Source organism: Actinacidiphila epipremni (assembly GCF_012034175.1).
Taxonomy (GTDB): domain Bacteria; phylum Actinomycetota; class Actinomycetes; order Streptomycetales; family Streptomycetaceae; genus Actinacidiphila; species Actinacidiphila epipremni.
The window spans coordinates 166,746-181,991 of record NZ_JAATEJ010000003.1 but is presented as its reverse complement, the minus strand read 5'-3'; the positions used below and the strand labels follow the sequence as shown (position 1 = coordinate 181,991).

Below are 15,246 nucleotides of genomic sequence, written 5' to 3'. Positions count from 1 at the left end.
CGGGAAGTGCGTGTCCCCCTGCTCGGCGCTCACTCGTCGTCCGGCAGGACGACGTGCATCGCCCACGACACGATGCTGACGATCAGCGCGCCCACCACCGCGGTCCAGAAGCCGTGCACATGGAAGTCCAGGTCCAGCTTGCCCGCCAGCCACGACGTCAGCAGCAGCATCAGGGCGTTGACCACCAGCGTGATCAGCCCCAGGGTGAGGATGAACAGCGGGAAGGACAGCACCTTGACGACCGGCTTGACCAGCCAGTTCACCACGCCGAAGACCAGGGCGACCAATATCAGGCTCAGGGCCTTGCGCGCGGTCGAATCGCCGGTGAGGGTGATGTCCTTGATCACCCATGTGGCGATGCCGAGCGCCGCCGCGTTCGCCAGCGTTTTGACGATGAAATTCTTCATGGTGTGATCGTCGCAGACTCGATCGACAGGGCAAGAGACGGAGCAAAACCGTAGCCCGACCGCAGCGGAGGAGTGGCTGAGCAGTGGTGGAGCAGCACCGATGAAGTCCTTCCGACTGGATGACCTGGACGCCGAGCGGGCCGCCAACCAGGGCGCCTACCTGCGCTTCCTCAAGGAGCGCCAGATGTCCGCCGGGCTGTACGCGCTGCGCGCGGGGGAGAGCGACCCGCAGACGCCGCACGCCCAGGACGAGATCTACTTCGTCGTGAGCGGCCGGGCCGCGCTCACGGTGGGTGACGAGACGCAGACCGTGGCGCGCGGCAGCGTCGTCTACGTCCCGGCCGGCACCCCGCACCGCTTCCACCACATCACCGAGGACCTCAGGGTCATGGTGGTCTTCTCCCCTCCCGAACCCTAAGGGCTTTGTCAGGGTCGTATCCGGCGTCCGCGGGTCCCGCCGCGGGGTGGAGTGGCCCTACAGTCGAAGTACCGGCGGAAGAAGCCGGCACACCGACCCGATGCGGGGACGAAGGAGAGTCAAGGCGTCATGGACAAGCTGCTGAAGGGCCTGCCGTGGTGGGTCAAGTGGGTCGCGGTCCCGGTCATCGCGCTGGTGGTCTTCGGCTCCCTGGTCGCGGCCCTGGTCAGTTTCGTGATCGGTCTGCTGTTCAAGCTGATCGTGTTCGTGATCCTGGTGGGCGCGCTGGTGCTGGTCGTCAAGCGCGTCACGTCGGGAGGTTCGAGGTCGAACAAGCGCGACTGGTGACGCCCGAGGCCCCGCCCGTACGCCCTGCGTCCCCCCGTTCCGCCCGCCGCCGGTGGCTGCTGCCACCGGCGGCGTCTGCTGTCCGCGGGCCGGTCACCGCCAGGCCCCCTGGTCCCTGTACGCACCCGGCCGCTACCGTTAGGGCCACCTTTGCACACGCGGGAGCTCGGAGCACCGGGCTGAGAGGGCGCTGACAGCGGACGCGGACGTACCCCGTACGGACGCCGACGGCACAGCTGCGCCGACCGCCGAACCTGTTACCGGGTAATGCCGGCGTAGGGAGTAGGTCTGATGACCACGCAGGAATCACGCACGCGCGACGACGCCGCGATCGGCTCGCACAAGGACTACGTCACCGGGTCGCGGCCCGACCTCAGGGTCCCGGTGCGCCGGGTGCACCTGACCGACGGGCGCGACGTCACGCTCTACGACACCTCGGGCCCGTACACCGACCCCACCGCGCACACCGACGTCCGGCGCGGCCTGGAGCCGGTACGGGCCGGGTGGATCGCCGCGCGCGGCGACACCGAGGAGTACCCGGGCCGCCCGGTCCGGCCCGAGGACGACGGCCGGGGGCCCGCCGCCGGCGACTTGCGCAACCTCGACGCGCTCTTCCCCGGCCGCCCCCGGCTCCCCCGCCGGGGCCTGCCCGGCCGGCCCGTCACCCAGCTCGCCTACGCCCGGCGCGGCGAGATCACCCCCGAGATGGAGTTCGTGGCGCTGCGCGAGAACGTCGCGCCCGAGGTCGTCCGCGAGGAGATCGCCGCCGGGCGCGCGGTGCTCCCGGCCAACGTCAACCACCCCGAGACCGAGCCGATGATCATCGGCAAGCGGTTCCTGGTGAAGGTCAACGCCAACATCGGCAACTCCGCCGTCACCTCCTCCATCGAGGAGGAGGTGGAGAAGATGACGTGGGCCACCCGCTGGGGCGCCGACACCGTCATGGACCTGTCCACCGGCCGCAACATCCACACGACCCGCGAGTGGGTGCTGCGCAACTCCCCCGTGCCCATCGGCACCGTCCCGCTCTACCAGGCGCTGGAGAAGGTCGACGGCCGCGCCGAGGAGCTGACCTGGGAGATCTACAAGGACACCGTCATCGAGCAGGCCGAGCAGGGCGTCGACTACATGACCGTGCACGCCGGCGTCCTGCTGCGCTACGTGCCGCTGACCGCGCGCCGCAAGACCGGCATCGTCTCGCGCGGCGGCTCGATCATGGCGGCGTGGTGCCTGGCGCACCACCGGGAGAGCTTCCTCTACACGCACTTCGCCGAGCTGTGCGACATCCTCGCCGCCTACGACGTCACCTTCTCCCTCGGCGACGGCCTGCGCCCCGGCTCCATCGCCGACGCCAACGACGAGGCCCAGTTCGCCGAGCTGCGCACCCTCGGCGAGCTCAACGCCATCGCCAAGGAGCACCACGTCCAGACGATGATCGAGGGCCCGGGGCATGTCCCCATGCACAAGATCAAGGAGAACGTCGAGCTCCAGCAGGAGATCTGCGACGAGGCGCCGTTCTACACCCTCGGCCCCCTCACCACCGACATCGCGCCCGCCTACGACCACATCACCTCCGGCATCGGCGCGGCGATGATCGCCTGGTGGGGCACGGCGATGCTCTGCTACGTCACCCCCAAGGAGCACCTGGGCCTGCCCGACCGGGACGACGTCAAGACCGGCGTGATCACCTACAAGATCGCCGCGCACGCCGCCGACCTCGCCAAGGGCCACCCCGGCGCGCAGGCGTGGGACGACGCCCTGTCCGACGCCCGGTTCGAATTCCGCTGGGAGGACCAGTTCAACCTGGCCCTCGACCCCGACACCGCCCGCTCCTTCCACGACGAGACGCTGCCGGCCGAGCCGGCGAAGACCGCGCACTTCTGCTCCATGTGCGGGCCGAAGTTCTGCTCGATGCGCATCTCCCACGACATCCGCCGCACCCACGGCTCCGGCGCCGACGTCGGCTCCGACGCCGGCGCGGTGCCGGGCCAGGACCCGGCCCTCGACGAGGAGATCGCGGCGGGCATGGCGGCGAAGTCCGCCGAGTTCGCCGCCGCGGGCAACCGGGTGTACCTCCCGCTGGCCGACTGACGGCCTTTCCGCGCCCGGGCGGCGGCCTTCACGGCGCCGCCCGGGCGCCGGGCCCGGGCCAGGACTCGGGTTCAGGCCGCGGGGACCGGCGGGGGCCAGCCGACGGTGGAGAAGCTGCGGTAGAGGCCCAGTTGGGCGACCGCGGTCGTGGAGTAGGTCGCCGCCAGGTAGAAGCTGGGGCGGCCGGGCGGGTCGGTGCAGTTGGGGCCCTTGTGGAGCACGATGTCCACGCCCGTGTTGTTGGTGACCTGGTCCACGCCGCTCGGGGCGAAGGAGTGGCACTTGTCGTGCACCGGGTTGCTCACGGCCTGCCGGAAGGTCGTCCCCCGGGTGCCGACGACCTGGCCGGCCGAGGAGTCCGAGCACCCCGCGGCGGCCCAGGCGAGCGGGACGACCGCACACAGGGCGGCGAGCGTACGGCGGACGCGCATGACCTTCTCCCGTCTGGTCCCCGCTGGGCAGGTACGGGACGAGTCAACCGCCGCCGCCGGGCCGGCGCGAGCCGGGCGGGGCCAACCGGGGGCCACTCCGCCGGGGGCTACTCCGGGGTGTGATCGGAGCCGCTACTCCGGGGTGTGGTCCGGGCCGCCGAAGTCGGGGCTGGTGAAGTCCGGGCTGCTGTAGCGCGGCGCCGTACGCGGGGACGCCGCGTCGTGCGGCGAGCTGAAGTCGGGGCGCGAGTAGCCCAGCCGCGGCATGCGCGGCGCGGCGGGCGCCGGGGCGGGCGCGGCGGCAGCGGCGGTGGCCGGGTCGCGCAGCGCGTCGTCGAGGAAGGGCAGCAGCCCGCGTTCCAGCAGCGCCTGCTGCCACGCCTCGCGCGCCGCGTGCACCTCGGGCGGCAGCCCGTCGGGCGCGTCGTGGAGGGCGGTGGAGCCGTCCCGCAGCGCGGTGAGCAGCAGCCCTATCGCCCCGAGCAGGACCGCCGCCGCGGCGACCGCCGCGAAGAACCAGCCGGCCGTGCGCAGCGGCTGGGCGATCGCCGGCTGCGGGTGCACCGCGCCCATCGCGTACCCGATCAGCAGGAATATCAGCGCCGCGGCTCCCGCGAGCAGCGGCGTCAGGACCGCGAGGACGGCGAAGAGCCCGGCCCCGGAGCCGGCGCCGTCCGCGACGCCCAGCGCCCCGTAGCTGAAGGCCCGGCTCTCCCGGGTGCGCGCCGCGTCCCGTACATCCTGCCGGGCCTGGGTCCGCAGCCGGCGGTAGGCGTCGTACTCCTCCTCGGCCCGGCTGCTGATCCGGTCGGCGGCCGAGAGCGCGAGCGTACGCAACTGCTCGCCGTTCAGCGGCAGTTCAGCACTCCTGGAGTCGTCGGGGCCCAGCACGATGCGCAGGGCCTCGTCCAGTACGTGCTCGAAGTCGGGGCGGTCTTCGTTGAGCAGGTGTGGGGCGGTGGTCATGTGCATCCCCCGATGCTCCGACTCCCCGAATCCGGGCCGGTGTTCCGGTGCCGCCGGTCGTCCGGTGGCGGAACGGGCTCGGCCGGCCGGATGCGCGGAGAGCGGTGTGCCTACGGATAAAGCGATGGTAGAGCGGGGAGGTCAGACCGTGACAGGGTGCAACCAGGAAACAGCGAGGAAATGCGGAGGTTAGCCGATGAGCGGGAGTTGGGCAACCAGGAGCCGCCCTTCCATCGTGACTCCGCCGTCCATCGCGACCGCGAGGTTGTCCGCGTAGATCATCGGACCGCTCACCTGATGGCGCGGCTCCTCGCTGTCGGGCACCTCGCCGCCGACCTCGCCGAGCAGGTACGGGATCGGGCTGTGGCCGTGCACGACGCGCTGGCCCCCGTAGACGCCGAGCAGTTCACGTGCCGCGTCGGCGCCGCCGTCGCCGCGGAAGGCGAAGCGCTTGGTGAACTTGCGGAACAGGTCCCAGCATTCGTCGGCGTCGTTGCGCTGCAGCACACCGGTGACGGCGTCGTTCATCTCCTCGATGCTGCGGCCGTAGTCCAGATACGCGGTGGTGTCGGAGTGCACCAGCAGGTGGCCGTCGGTGAGGTGCGCGGCGTCCAGCCGGGAGATCCACGTCAGGTGCCGGTCCTCCAGCCGCTCCATGTCGGAGGGCTGCCCGCCGTTGAGCCGCCACGCGGCGAGGAAGGACGCGGTGCCGCCGGTGGAGTTGACCGGCGTGTCGCCGAACCGGTGGGCGCCCAGCAGCAGCAGCTCGTGGTTGCCCATCAGGGCGCGGCAGTAGCCGCCGGCGGCGGCGGCCTCCGCGGACAGCTGCATGACCAGCTCGATGACGCCGATGCCGTCGGGGCCGCGGTCGGTGAAGTCGCCGAGGAACCACAGCCGGGCGTTGCCCGCGGCCCAGTGGCCCGTCTCGTCCACCAGCCCGCGCTCGCCCAGCGCGGCCAGCAGCTCGTCGAGGTAGCCGTGCACATCGCCGACGACGTAGAGCGGCCCGGCGTGCTCGGGGCGGTCGCCGGGCGTGTCCGCGGGGTCGGACAGCACCGGCAGGTCACGGGCGGTGGGGGTGTAGTCGACGGGGACCAACGGCGTGTCGCGCTGGGTCGGCTCGTACGGGCGGGGCGGCGCGGGCACGGTGGGGATGTGCGCGGGCGCGGGCGGCGCGCCGTCGTACCCGGGCTCCGGCGCGTGGGCGTGCTCGTGCGCGTGCTGCTGCTCGTAGCCGGGGCCCTCGTAGCCGGCGGGCGCGGGCCCGTAACCGGCGGGCTGCCCGAACCACTCGGCCCCCTGACCTGCCCCCTGAGTCATCGACCCCTCCACACTCGCGCCGCCATCCGCCCATCATAGGAATGACGCTGTCGCGTTGTGACATACCCGGGCAGCTGGATTTCGCAGGGTACAGACAAACCTGCCCGTAGTCCCCGCGGCAATGCCAAGCCTTGACGTGGTGACGGGGATTCAGCCCTCCTCCCGCGCGGGGCCGCGCGGCGGGCTGACGGTGGTGCGGTGCAGGCGCCGCTGGGACGAGGTGCGCACGATCAGCTCGGTCGGCATCACCTGCTGCACCGGCTGCGCCGGGCCCACGCCCTCGATCGCGTCGATGAGCAGCTGGACGACGGCGGTGCCGATCCGGCGCGGCTTGAGCGACAGCGTGGTGATGGGCGGCTCGGTGGCCGCGTAGCCGGTGCTCTCGCTGCAGCACACCAGCATGAGGTCGTCGGGCACCCGCAGGCCGTAGCGGCGGGCGGCGGCGAGCAGGTCGGTGCCGTTGGGGTCGAAGAGCCCGTAGACCGCGTCGGGGCGGTCGGGCCGGGCGAGTAACCGGTCGGCGGCGACCGAGCCCGCGCACGGGTCGTGCGCCGGGTACGCCTCGTAGACCGGCTCCTGGCCGACGCGCTCGCACCACTCCAGATACGCCGTCGTCGACAGCCGGGTGTACGTGTCGGTGCTGGTGCCGGTGAGCAGGCCGATACGGCGGGCGCCGGCGGCGGCGAGGTGGTCGAGGATGCCGAGCACGGCCTCCTCGTGGTCGTTGTCGACCCACGCGTGCACCGGCAGGCTGCCGGCCGGGCGGCCGTCGCTGACCACCGGCACGCCCTGCCGGACCAGTTCGGTGACCACCGGGTCCTGGTCGGAGGGGTCGACGACGACGGTGCCGTCCAGCGCGACGTTGCCCCACACGTCGTGGCGGGAGGACGCGGGCAGGATGACCAGCGCGTAGCCGCGGGCCAGCGCGGCGGAGGTGGCGGCCCTGGCCATCTCCGCGAAGTACGCGAACTCGGTGAAGGTGAACGGTTCTTCGCCGTATGTCGTCACCGTCAGGCCGATCAGGCCCGACCTGCCGGTGCGCAGTGTGCGGGCCGCGGCCGACGGGCGGTAGCCCAGCCGGTCGGCGACCTCGCGGACATGGCGACGGGTGGCGTCGGGCAGTCGGCCCTTGCCGTTGAGCGCGTCGGAGACGGTCGTGATCGAGACGCCGGCCGCCGCGGCGACGTCCCTGATCCCCGCGCGCTCCAGCCGGCGTCCGACGGGCCGGCTCGCCTGGTGATTCCCTGCTGCTGTCATGGCGTGCCGATAGTAGGGCGGGGTTGGGCCGTCCGGCCGTTACAACGATCTACCCTGAGAAGAAAGGTTTCTGCATGATCCAAGTCCTTATGCAAGGTGGAATATGCAGGCGGCAGGGCCGGTGTTGAGGGCCTTACGCCTCCGGGTGCCCCCGGGAATCGGCCATTGGCCCAATACGGACGGCTTCCGCAACTCACCCCTACGAGGGACGCGCGCCACCCGGCGCGCCACCAGGGCACGCCGGATTCCGTCGCGGGCGGGGGGCTCGTAGGGTGAGGGCATGAGTCGCGAGAACCCCAAGCTGCGGGCGGAGCTGGACGGTATTCCCACGTACAAGCCGGGGCGGCCCCCGGCGGCGGCCGAGGGGGTGCCGGCGTTCAAGCTGTCCTCGAACGAGAACCCGTATCCGCCGCTGCCCGGGGTGCTGGAGGCGGCGGTGGCCGCCGCGACGAAGATCAACCGCTATCCGGACCTCGCCTGCGCGGAGCTCACCGCGGAGCTCGCCGAGCGGTTCGGGGTGCCGGCCGCGCATGTGGCGACCGGGACCGGCTCGGTCGGGGTGGCGCAGCAGCTCGTGCAGGCGACCGCGGGGCCGGGCGACGAGGTGGTCTACGCCTGGCGGTCCTTCGAGGCGTATCCGATCATCACGCAGATCAGCGGCGCCCGCGCCGTACAGATCCCGCTGGACGCCGAGGAGCGGCACGACCTCGACGCCATGGCGGAGGCGATAACCGACCGGACGCGGCTGGTCTTCGTGTGCAACCCCAACAACCCCACCGGCACCGCCGTGCGCCGCGCCGAGCTGGAGCGCTTCCTGGACCGGGTGCCGGGCGATGTGCTGGTGGTGCTCGACGAGGCGTACCGCGAGTTCAACACCGACCCCGACGTGCCGGACGGCGTGCAGGTCTACCGGGACCGGCCCAATGTCGCCGTGCTGCGGACCTTCTCCAAGGCGTACGGCCTGGCGGGCCTGCGGATCGGCTTCGCCTTCGCGCACGAGCCGGTCGCCGAGGCGCTGCGCAAGACCGCCGTCCCCTTCGGGGTGAGCCAGCTCGCGCAGGACGCGGCCGTGGCGAGCCTGCGCGCGGAGCCGGCGCTGCTGGAGCGGGTCATGGGCCTGGTCGCCGAGCGCTCCCGGGTGGTGTCCGAGCTGACCGCGCAGGGCTGGACGGTCCCGGAGACGCAGGCGAACTTCGTCTGGCTGCGGCTGGGGGAGCGCACGATGGACTTCGCGGCGGTGTGCGAGCGGGCCGGCGCGACGGTCCGCCCGTTCGCGGGCGAGGGCGTACGTATCACGGTCGGCGAGAGCGAGGCCAACGACCTGCTGCTGCGGACGGCCGCCCAGTACCGCAAGGACCTCTGACAAACCGGCTCTGAGCTGCATCTTCGCCCCCTGACCACCCCCCGGTGGCAGGGGGCGAACGCATGTGCGCGATACTGCTTGTGAATGAGTTCACGTTCACAAGCGCGACGCAAAAGGAGACGTATCGTGCAGCTCGCACTGGAGCCACTGAACGTCGCCAGGTGGCAGTTCGGCGTGACGACCGTCTACCACTTCCTCTTCGTCCCCCTCACGATCTCGCTCTCCGCGCTGACCGCGGGACTGCAGACCGCCTGGGTGCGGACCTCCAAGGAGAAGTACCTCCGGGCCACCAAGTTCTGGGGCAAGCTCTTCCTGATCAACATCGCCATGGGCGTGGTGACGGGCATCGTCCAGGAGTTCCAGTTCGGCATGAACTGGTCGGACTACTCCCGCTTCGTGGGCGACATCTTCGGCGCCCCGCTCGCCTTTGAAGCGCTCATCGCCTTCTTCTTCGAGTCGACCTTCGTCGGCCTGTGGATCTTCGGCTGGGACAAGCTCCCGAAGAAGATCCACCTGGCCTGCATATGGATGGTCTCGATCGGCACGATCCTGTCGGCGTACTTCATCCTCGCCGCCAACTCCTGGATGCAGCACCCGGTCGGCTACCGCTACAACCCGGTGACCAAGCGCGCCGAGCTGACCGACTTCTGGGCCGTGCTGACCCAGAACACCGCGCTCGCGCAGTTCGCCCACACCATCTCCGCCGCCTTCCTCACCGGCGCCGCCTTCATGATCGGCATCGCCGCCTACCACCTGGCCCGCAAGCGGCACATCGCCGTGATGCGCTCCTCGCTGCGGCTGGCGCTGGTGGTCGCGGTCGTCGCCGGGGCGCTCACCGCGATCAGCGGCGACCAGCTCGGCAAGGTCATGTTCAAGCAGCAGCCGATGAAGATGGCCGCGGCCGAGGCGCTGTGGGACGGCCAGGACGGCGCGCCCTTCTCGATCTTCGCCGTCGGCAACGTGAACAAGGGCCACAACGAGGTCGCGATCGACGTCCCCGACCTGCTCTCCTTCCTCGCCACCGACGACTTCGGCGCGTACGTCGGCGGCATCAACGACGTGAACAAGGCCGAGCAGCAGAAGTTCGGCCCCGGCGACTACCGGCCGAACATCCCGGTCGCCTACTGGGGCTTCCGCTGGATGATCGGCTTCGGCGTGGTCTCGATCGGCGTCGGCGCGGCCGGCCTGTGGCTCACCCGCCGGAAGTTCTGGCTGGCGCCTGAGCTGCGCACCGGTCCCGACGAGGTGCCCCACCTCATGCTCACCCGCAGCACCCGCTTCGGCCCGGGCCTCTCCCGCTGGTATTGGCGGATCGCCCTGCTGACCATGGTCTTCCCGCTGCTCGCCAACTCCTGGGGCTGGATCTTCACCGAGACCGGCCGCCAGCCCTGGGTCGTCTACGGCCTGCTGCGCACCCAGGACGCGGTCTCCCCCGGCGTCTCGACCGGCCAGGTGCTCACCTCGCTCATCGTCTTCACGCTGCTGTACGGGATCCTCGCCGTCGTCGAGGTCCGGCTGATGGTCAAGTACGTCAAGGCCGGCCCGCCGGAGCTGACCGAGGACGACCTGCGGCCCCCCACCCGTATCGGCGGCGGCAGCGGCAGCGGCGAGGGCGCCGAGGCCGACGACCGCCCGATGGCCTTCTCGTACTGAGCGGCAGGAGGAGAGATCATGCATCTGCACGACGTCTGGTTCGTCCTGATCGCCGTTCTGTGGACCGGCTACTTCTTCCTGGAGGGCTTCGACTTCGGGATCGGCGTGCTGACCAAGCTGGTGGCGCGCGACCGTACCGAGCGGCGGGTGCTGATCAACACGATCGGCCCGGTCTGGGACGGCAACGAGGTGTGGCTGCTCAGCGCGGGCGGCGCGACCTTCGCCGCCTTCCCCGACTGGTACGCGACCCTCTTCTCGGGCTTCTACCTGCCGCTGCTGATCATCCTGGTGTGCCTGATCGTGCGCGGGGTCGCCTTCGAATACCGCGCCAAGCGGCCGGACGAGCGCTGGCAGCGCAACTGGGAGCATGCGATCTTCTGGACCTCGCTGCTGCCGGCCTTCCTGTGGGGCGTCGCCTTCGCCGACATCACGCACGGCGTGAAGATCGACGCGCACAAGGAGTACGTGGGCGGCTTCTGGGACCTGCTCACCCCGTATGCGCTGCTCGGCGGGCTGGTGACGCTCACGCTCTTCACCTTCCACGGCGCGGTCTTCGCCTCGCTCAAGACGGTCGGCCCGATCCGGCAGCGGTCGCGGGCCTTCGCGGCGGGCGTCGGGGCGCTCGCGGCGGTGCTGGCGGTGGCGTTCCTGGTGTGGACGCAGGTCGCCAGCGGCAACGGGCGCAGCCTGGTCGCGCTGGTCGTGGCCGTCGTGGCGCTGCTGCTGGCGCTGGGCGCGAACGCGGCGGGGCGCGAGGGCTGGTCGTTCGCCTTCTCCGGGGTGACGATCGCCTCGGCGGTCGCGCTGCTCTTCCTGAGCCTCTTCCCGGACGTGATGCCGTCGTCGCTGGACAGCGCGTGGAGCCTGACCGTCACGAACGCGTCGGCGACGCCGTACACGCTGAAGATCATGACGTGGTGCGCGGGGATCGCGACACCGCTGGTGCTGCTGTATCAGGGGTGGACGTACTGGGTGTTCCGCAAGCGGATCGGGACGCAGCACATCGCGGGCGGGCTGCCGCAGCCGGCGGTGGCCGGTGCGGCGGCCGGTGCGGTGGCGTTGCCGGCGGCGCGGGCGGAGGGCTCCTCGGCGGCGGACGAGGCGCGGTGATGAGGGGTTCGGCGGTGCCGGTGCTGATGCCAGTGCTGGTGCCAGGGTCAGGGCCAGTGCCAGGGCCGGTGAGGGTGCCGGTGAGGGGTGCCGGAGCTTGTGAGGCGGCGGTGGGCGTCCGTGGCCGGCAGAGCGCCGGCGGGATGTTCCACGTGAAACACATTCGCGGTGGAAGGGGATGTTCCACGTGAAACCGGTCGATCCGCGACTTCTGCGGTATGCGCGCACCACCCGGGTCTTCCTCGCCGGGACGGTCGTGCTGGGGCTGGTGGGCGCCGGGCTGATCGTGGCGCAGGCGACGCTGATCGCCGACCTGGTCGTGGGCGGCTTCCAGCACGGCCGGGGCGCCGGGCAACTGCGTGGTGACCTGCTGGGGCTGGTGGCGGTGTCGGTGGGCCGGGCGCTGGTGGCCTGGCTGACCGAGCTGTGCGCGCACCGCGCCGGCGCCGCCGTCACCTCACAGCTGCGCAACAAGCTGCTGGCCAAGGCGACGGAGCTGGGGCCGGCCTGGCTGACCGGGCGGCGCAGTGGTGAGCTGACCACGCTGGCGACCCGCGGTGTCGACGCGCTGGACGACTACTTCGCGCGCTACCTGCCGCAGCTGGGGCTCGCCGCGGTCGTGCCCGCGGTGGTGCTGGCCCGCATCCTGTTCGCGGACTGGATCTCGGCGGTCACCATCGTGGTGACGCTGCCGCTGATCCCGCTGTTCATGGTGCTGGTCGGCTGGGCCACCCGGGACCGGATGGACCGGCAGTGGCGGCTGCTCGGCCGGCTGTCCGGGCACTTCCTGGATGTCGTCGCCGGGCTGCCCACGCTCAAGGTCTTCGGGCGGGCCAAGGCGCAGGCCGAGAACATCCGGGCCATCACCGGCGACTACCGCCGGGCGACGCTGCGGACGCTGCGGATCGCCTTCCTGTCGTCCTTCGTGCTGGAGCTGCTGGCGACCATCTCGGTCGCGCTGGTGGCCGTCGACATCGGCATGCGGCTCGTGCACGGTGAGCTGTCGCTGCGCACCGGGCTGCTGGTGCTGATCCTGGCGCCCGAGGCGTATCTGCCGCTGCGGCAGGTCGGGGCGCAGTACCACGCGGCGGCGGAGGGGCTGGCGGCGGCGGAGCAGGTCTTCGAGGTCCTTGAGGCCCGCCCCGCCGTCGAGCCCGGCACCGCTGCGGCGCCCGACCTGCGGGGGGCGACCCTGCGGGTCGAGGGCCTGGCGGTACGTGAGGAGGGCGCGCTGGCGGCGACGTCGTTCACGCTCGCGCCGGGCGAGACGCTGGCGGTGACCGGGCCGAGCGGCGTCGGCAAGTCCACGCTGCTCAGCGCGCTGCTGGGGTTCGCCCCTGCGGCGCAGGGCCGTATCACCGTCGAGGCCGCGGACGGGCGGGTCGCGGACCTGCGTACGGTCGAGCCGGCGTCCTGGCACCGGCAGATCGCCTGGGTGCCGCAGCGCCCGCACCTGTTCGCCGGCACGGTCGCGGAGAACGTCCGGCTGGTCCGGCCCGACGCCACCGCCGCCGAGGTGGAGGCCGCGCTCGCCGCGGCGGGCGTGCTCGGCTTCGCCGCCCCGGGCGACCGCGTCGGCGAGGACGGCGCCGGCCTCTCGGCCGGCCAGCGCCAGCGCATCGCCCTGGCCCGCGCCTTCCTCGCCGACCGCCCCCTGCTCCTCCTCGACGAGCCCACCGCCAACCTGGACGGCGACACGGAGGACTCCCTCATCGCCACCCTGCGCACCCTGACCCGCGCCCGCACAACCCTCCTCATCGCCCACCGCCCGGCCCTCCTCCCCTTGGCCGACCGCGTCCTGCACCTGACCCCTCCGGCGGGTGAGCAGGCCGCTGCCGCGGGGGCGATGAGCGGAGCCGCGCCGGCAGCGAAGCCCGCGGGGCTCGCCGAAGACGCGGGCCGGCGCGGTGCCGGGGCTCTTGCGGCGGGGCGGGAGGTGCTGACCGTTTCCGTACGGGCTGCCGCCGGCGGCGATGCGGAGGCGAATACGAGCGACGGTGCCGGGGCTGTCCCGGCGGGACGGGGGGCGCCGGGTGCTCGGGGGCGGGCGGTTGCGAACGCCGTGGTGCGTGCCGGGGCCGGTGGCCGTGAGCATGGCGAGGGCCTGGTGTCCCGCGGCGGGCTGCTGCCCATGGCGCGGGCGCGGGGGTTTCGGGGGCGGTTTGCCGGGGCCTGTGGGCTCGGGGCGCTTGCGTTGCTTTCGGCTGTGGGGCTGATGGGGACCTCGGGGTGGCTGATCAGCCGGGCGGCGCAGCAGCCGCCGGTGCTGTATCTGATGGTGGCGGTCACCGCGACGCGGGCCTTCGGGATCGGCCGGGCGGCGTTCCGTTACGGGGAGCGGCTGGTGGCGCACGACGCCGTCTTCCGGGCGCTCGCCGGGGTGCGGGTCGCCGTCTTCCGGCGGCTGGAGCGGCTGGCGCCCGCGGGGCTGCGGGAGCGGCAGCGCGGGGACCTGCTGTCGCGGCTGGTCGCCGACGTCGACGCCGTCCAGGACCATTACCTGCGCTGGTTGCAGCCCGCGATCACCGCCGGGCTCGTCGTCGTGACGTCCGCGGCCTTCGCCGGCTGGCTGCTGCCCGCCGCCGGCGTCGCGCTCGCGGCCGGGCTGCTGGTCGCCGGTGTCGCGGTGCCGGCGCTCGCCGCGGCGGTGGCCGGGCGTACCGAGGCGCGGCTCGCCCCCGCCCGCGGGGAGCTGTCGGCCCGGGTGCTGGCGCTGTTCACCGGCACCGCCGAGCTGACGGTCGCCGGCGCGCTGGACCGGCGGCGGGCCCGGGCCGCGGACGCCGACCGTACGCTCACCTCGGTCGCCGCCGGGTCCGCCGCGGTCACCGCGCTCGGGGCCGGGCTGACGACGCTGGTCAGCGGGCTGACGGTGACCGCGTGCGGCTGGCTCGGGGTGCGGGCGGTGGCCGCGCACGAACTGCCCGGCGTGACGCTCGCCGTCCTGCTGCTGGCGCCGCTCGCCGCGTTCGAGGCCGTCACCGGCCTGCCGCTCGCCGCCCAGCAGCGGCAACGCAGCCGCCGTGCCGCCGAACGGGTGAGGGAGGTGCTGGACGCCCCGCTCCCGGTACGCGAGCCCGCGCACCCCGCGGCGCCGCCCGCCTCGCCCTTCCCGCTGGTGCTGGACGGCGTGACCGCGCGGCACCCGGGACGTACGACCGCCGCCCTGGACAGCGTTGGCGTGACCCTCACCGAGGGTCGCCGGGTCGCGGTGGTCGGGCCGTCGGGCGCCGGCAAGACGACGCTCGCGCACGTCCTGCTGCGGTTCCTGGACGCCGAGGCCGGCACGTACACCCTCGGCGGGGTGCCCGCCGGCAGCCTCGACGGCGACGACGTCCGGCGGCTCGTCGGGCTGTGCGCGCAGGACGCCCATGTCTTCGACAGCACCGTCCGGGAGAACCTGCGGCTGGCCAGGCCCGGCGCCGATGACGACGCGCTGCGCGCCGCGCTCGCCGCCGCCCGGCTCGACCTGGACCTGGACACCGCGGTCGGCGAGCACGGCGCCCGGCTCTCGGGCGGTATGCGCCAGCGGCTCGCGCTGGCCCGCGCGCTGCTCGCCGGCTTCCCGGTGCTGCTGCTCGACGAGCCCGCCGAGCACCTGGACACCGAGACCGCCGACGCCCTCACCGCCGACCTGCTCGCCGCGACCCGCGCCCATGCCCGTACGACGCTGCTGATCACGCACCGGCTGGCCGGGCTCGCGGGGGACGCCGTCGACGAGATCGTGGTGCTGGACGCGGGGCGGGTCGTGCAGCGCGGCACGTACCGCGAACTCGCCGCGGTGGACGGGCCCTTCTGCCGCACCCTGGAGCGCGAGCGGCTCGCCGACGCGCTCGCCGCGACCGGCGCCGCCGCCCCGCTGCCGGTCGCGGCCTGACCGCG

At 72.7% G+C, this 15,246-nt stretch carries 12 protein-coding genes; 7 read left to right on the top strand and 5 right to left on the bottom strand.

What is annotated here, in order from left to right:
- Positions 1-29: 29 nt before the first annotated feature.
- On the bottom strand, positions 30-407 hold the full coding sequence (locus HCN08_RS05990) for a phage holin family protein (RefSeq protein ID WP_167981823.1): 378 nt from the start codon (positions 405-407) through the stop codon (positions 30-32).
- Between the two features lie 100 nt (positions 408-507).
- On the opposite strand from HCN08_RS05990, the gene HCN08_RS05985 reads away from it, so the two are divergent.
- From HCN08_RS05985 to thiC, 3 genes are all read left to right on the top strand, one after another.
- On the top strand, positions 508-825 hold the full coding sequence (locus HCN08_RS05985) for a cupin domain-containing protein (RefSeq protein ID WP_167981822.1): 318 nt from the start codon (positions 508-510) through the stop codon (positions 823-825).
- Between the two features lie 129 nt (positions 826-954).
- On the top strand, positions 955-1,173 hold the full coding sequence (locus tag HCN08_RS05980) for a DUF5326 family protein (RefSeq protein WP_167981821.1): 219 nt from the start codon (positions 955-957) through the stop codon (positions 1,171-1,173).
- Between the two features lie 291 nt (positions 1,174-1,464).
- Positions 1,465-3,264, top strand: a complete 1,800-nt coding sequence (gene thiC, locus HCN08_RS05975; protein WP_167981820.1) for a phosphomethylpyrimidine synthase ThiC — start codon at positions 1,465-1,467, stop codon at positions 3,262-3,264.
- Between the two features lie 71 nt (positions 3,265-3,335).
- Here the strand turns inward: thiC and HCN08_RS05970 are convergent, their stop codons facing one another.
- The 4 genes from HCN08_RS05970 to HCN08_RS05955 form a co-directional block, all read right to left on the bottom strand.
- Entirely contained in the window at positions 3,336-3,695 is a 360-nt protein-coding gene (locus tag HCN08_RS05970; RefSeq protein WP_167981819.1) for a hypothetical protein, read from the bottom strand.
- Positions 3,696-3,827: 132 nt separating this feature from the next.
- Positions 3,828-4,667: a hypothetical protein gene (locus tag HCN08_RS05965; RefSeq protein ID WP_167981818.1), complete on the bottom strand. Its 840-nt coding sequence runs from the start codon at positions 4,665-4,667 to the stop codon at positions 3,828-3,830.
- 183 nt (positions 4,668-4,850) lie between these two features.
- Positions 4,851-5,981 carry a metallophosphoesterase gene (locus HCN08_RS05960; RefSeq protein ID WP_167981817.1) on the bottom strand — a complete coding sequence of 377 codons (1,131 nt, stop codon included), beginning with the start codon at positions 5,979-5,981 and terminating at the stop codon, positions 4,851-4,853.
- Between the two features lie 150 nt (positions 5,982-6,131).
- Positions 6,132-7,238, bottom strand: coding sequence for a LacI family DNA-binding transcriptional regulator (locus HCN08_RS05955; RefSeq protein WP_167981816.1), 1,107 nt, complete (start codon positions 7,236-7,238; stop codon positions 6,132-6,134).
- 280 nt (positions 7,239-7,518) lie between these two features.
- On the opposite strand from HCN08_RS05955, the gene hisC reads away from it, so the two are divergent.
- The 4 genes from hisC (at position 7,519) to cydD (ending at position 15,241) form a co-directional block, all read left to right on the top strand.
- Entirely contained in the window at positions 7,519-8,601 is a 1,083-nt protein-coding gene (hisC, locus tag HCN08_RS05950; protein ID WP_167981815.1) for a histidinol-phosphate transaminase, read from the top strand.
- 126 nt (positions 8,602-8,727) lie between these two features.
- Positions 8,728-10,254 carry a cytochrome ubiquinol oxidase subunit I gene (locus HCN08_RS05945; protein WP_167981814.1) on the top strand — a complete coding sequence of 509 codons (1,527 nt, stop codon included), beginning with the start codon at positions 8,728-8,730 and terminating at the stop codon, positions 10,252-10,254.
- An 18-nt stretch (positions 10,255-10,272) separates the two neighbouring features.
- Positions 10,273-11,364, top strand: coding sequence for a cytochrome d ubiquinol oxidase subunit II (gene cydB, locus HCN08_RS05940; RefSeq protein ID WP_167981813.1), 1,092 nt, complete (start codon positions 10,273-10,275; stop codon positions 11,362-11,364).
- Positions 11,365-11,542: 178 nt separating this feature from the next.
- The gene (gene cydD, locus HCN08_RS05935; RefSeq protein ID WP_206318411.1) at positions 11,543-15,241 is read left to right on the top strand and encodes a thiol reductant ABC exporter subunit CydD; all 3,699 of its coding nucleotides are present in this window, start codon (positions 11,543-11,545) and stop codon (positions 15,239-15,241) included.
- Positions 15,242-15,246: the final 5 nt, after the last annotated feature.

Excerpts from the sequence above, each read along its gene's own strand:
- cydB (WP_167981813.1), top strand. The coding sequence starts at position 10,273 with ATGCATCTGCACGACGTCTGGTTCGTCCTGATCGCCGTTCTGTGGACC.
- cydD (WP_206318411.1), top strand. The coding sequence starts at position 11,543 with ATGTTCCACGTGAAACCGGTCGATCCGCGACTTCTGCGGTATGCGCGC.
- thiC (WP_167981820.1), top strand. The coding sequence starts at position 1,465 with ATGACCACGCAGGAATCACGCACGCGCGACGACGCCGCGATCGGCTCG.
- HCN08_RS05985 (WP_167981822.1), top strand. The coding sequence starts at position 508 with ATGAAGTCCTTCCGACTGGATGACCTGGACGCCGAGCGGGCCGCCAAC.
- HCN08_RS05960 (WP_167981817.1), bottom strand. The coding sequence starts at position 5,981 with ATGACTCAGGGGGCAGGTCAGGGGGCCGAGTGGTTCGGGCAGCCCGCC.
- hisC (WP_167981815.1), top strand. The coding sequence starts at position 7,519 with ATGAGTCGCGAGAACCCCAAGCTGCGGGCGGAGCTGGACGGTATTCCC.
- HCN08_RS05970 (WP_167981819.1), bottom strand. The coding sequence starts at position 3,695 with ATGCGCGTCCGCCGTACGCTCGCCGCCCTGTGTGCGGTCGTCCCGCTC.
- HCN08_RS05980 (WP_167981821.1), top strand. The coding sequence starts at position 955 with ATGGACAAGCTGCTGAAGGGCCTGCCGTGGTGGGTCAAGTGGGTCGCG.
- HCN08_RS05990 (WP_167981823.1), bottom strand. The coding sequence starts at position 407 with ATGAAGAATTTCATCGTCAAAACGCTGGCGAACGCGGCGGCGCTCGGC.
- HCN08_RS05965 (WP_167981818.1), bottom strand. The coding sequence starts at position 4,667 with ATGCACATGACCACCGCCCCACACCTGCTCAACGAAGACCGCCCCGAC.
- HCN08_RS05955 (WP_167981816.1), bottom strand. The coding sequence starts at position 7,238 with ATGACAGCAGCAGGGAATCACCAGGCGAGCCGGCCCGTCGGACGCCGG.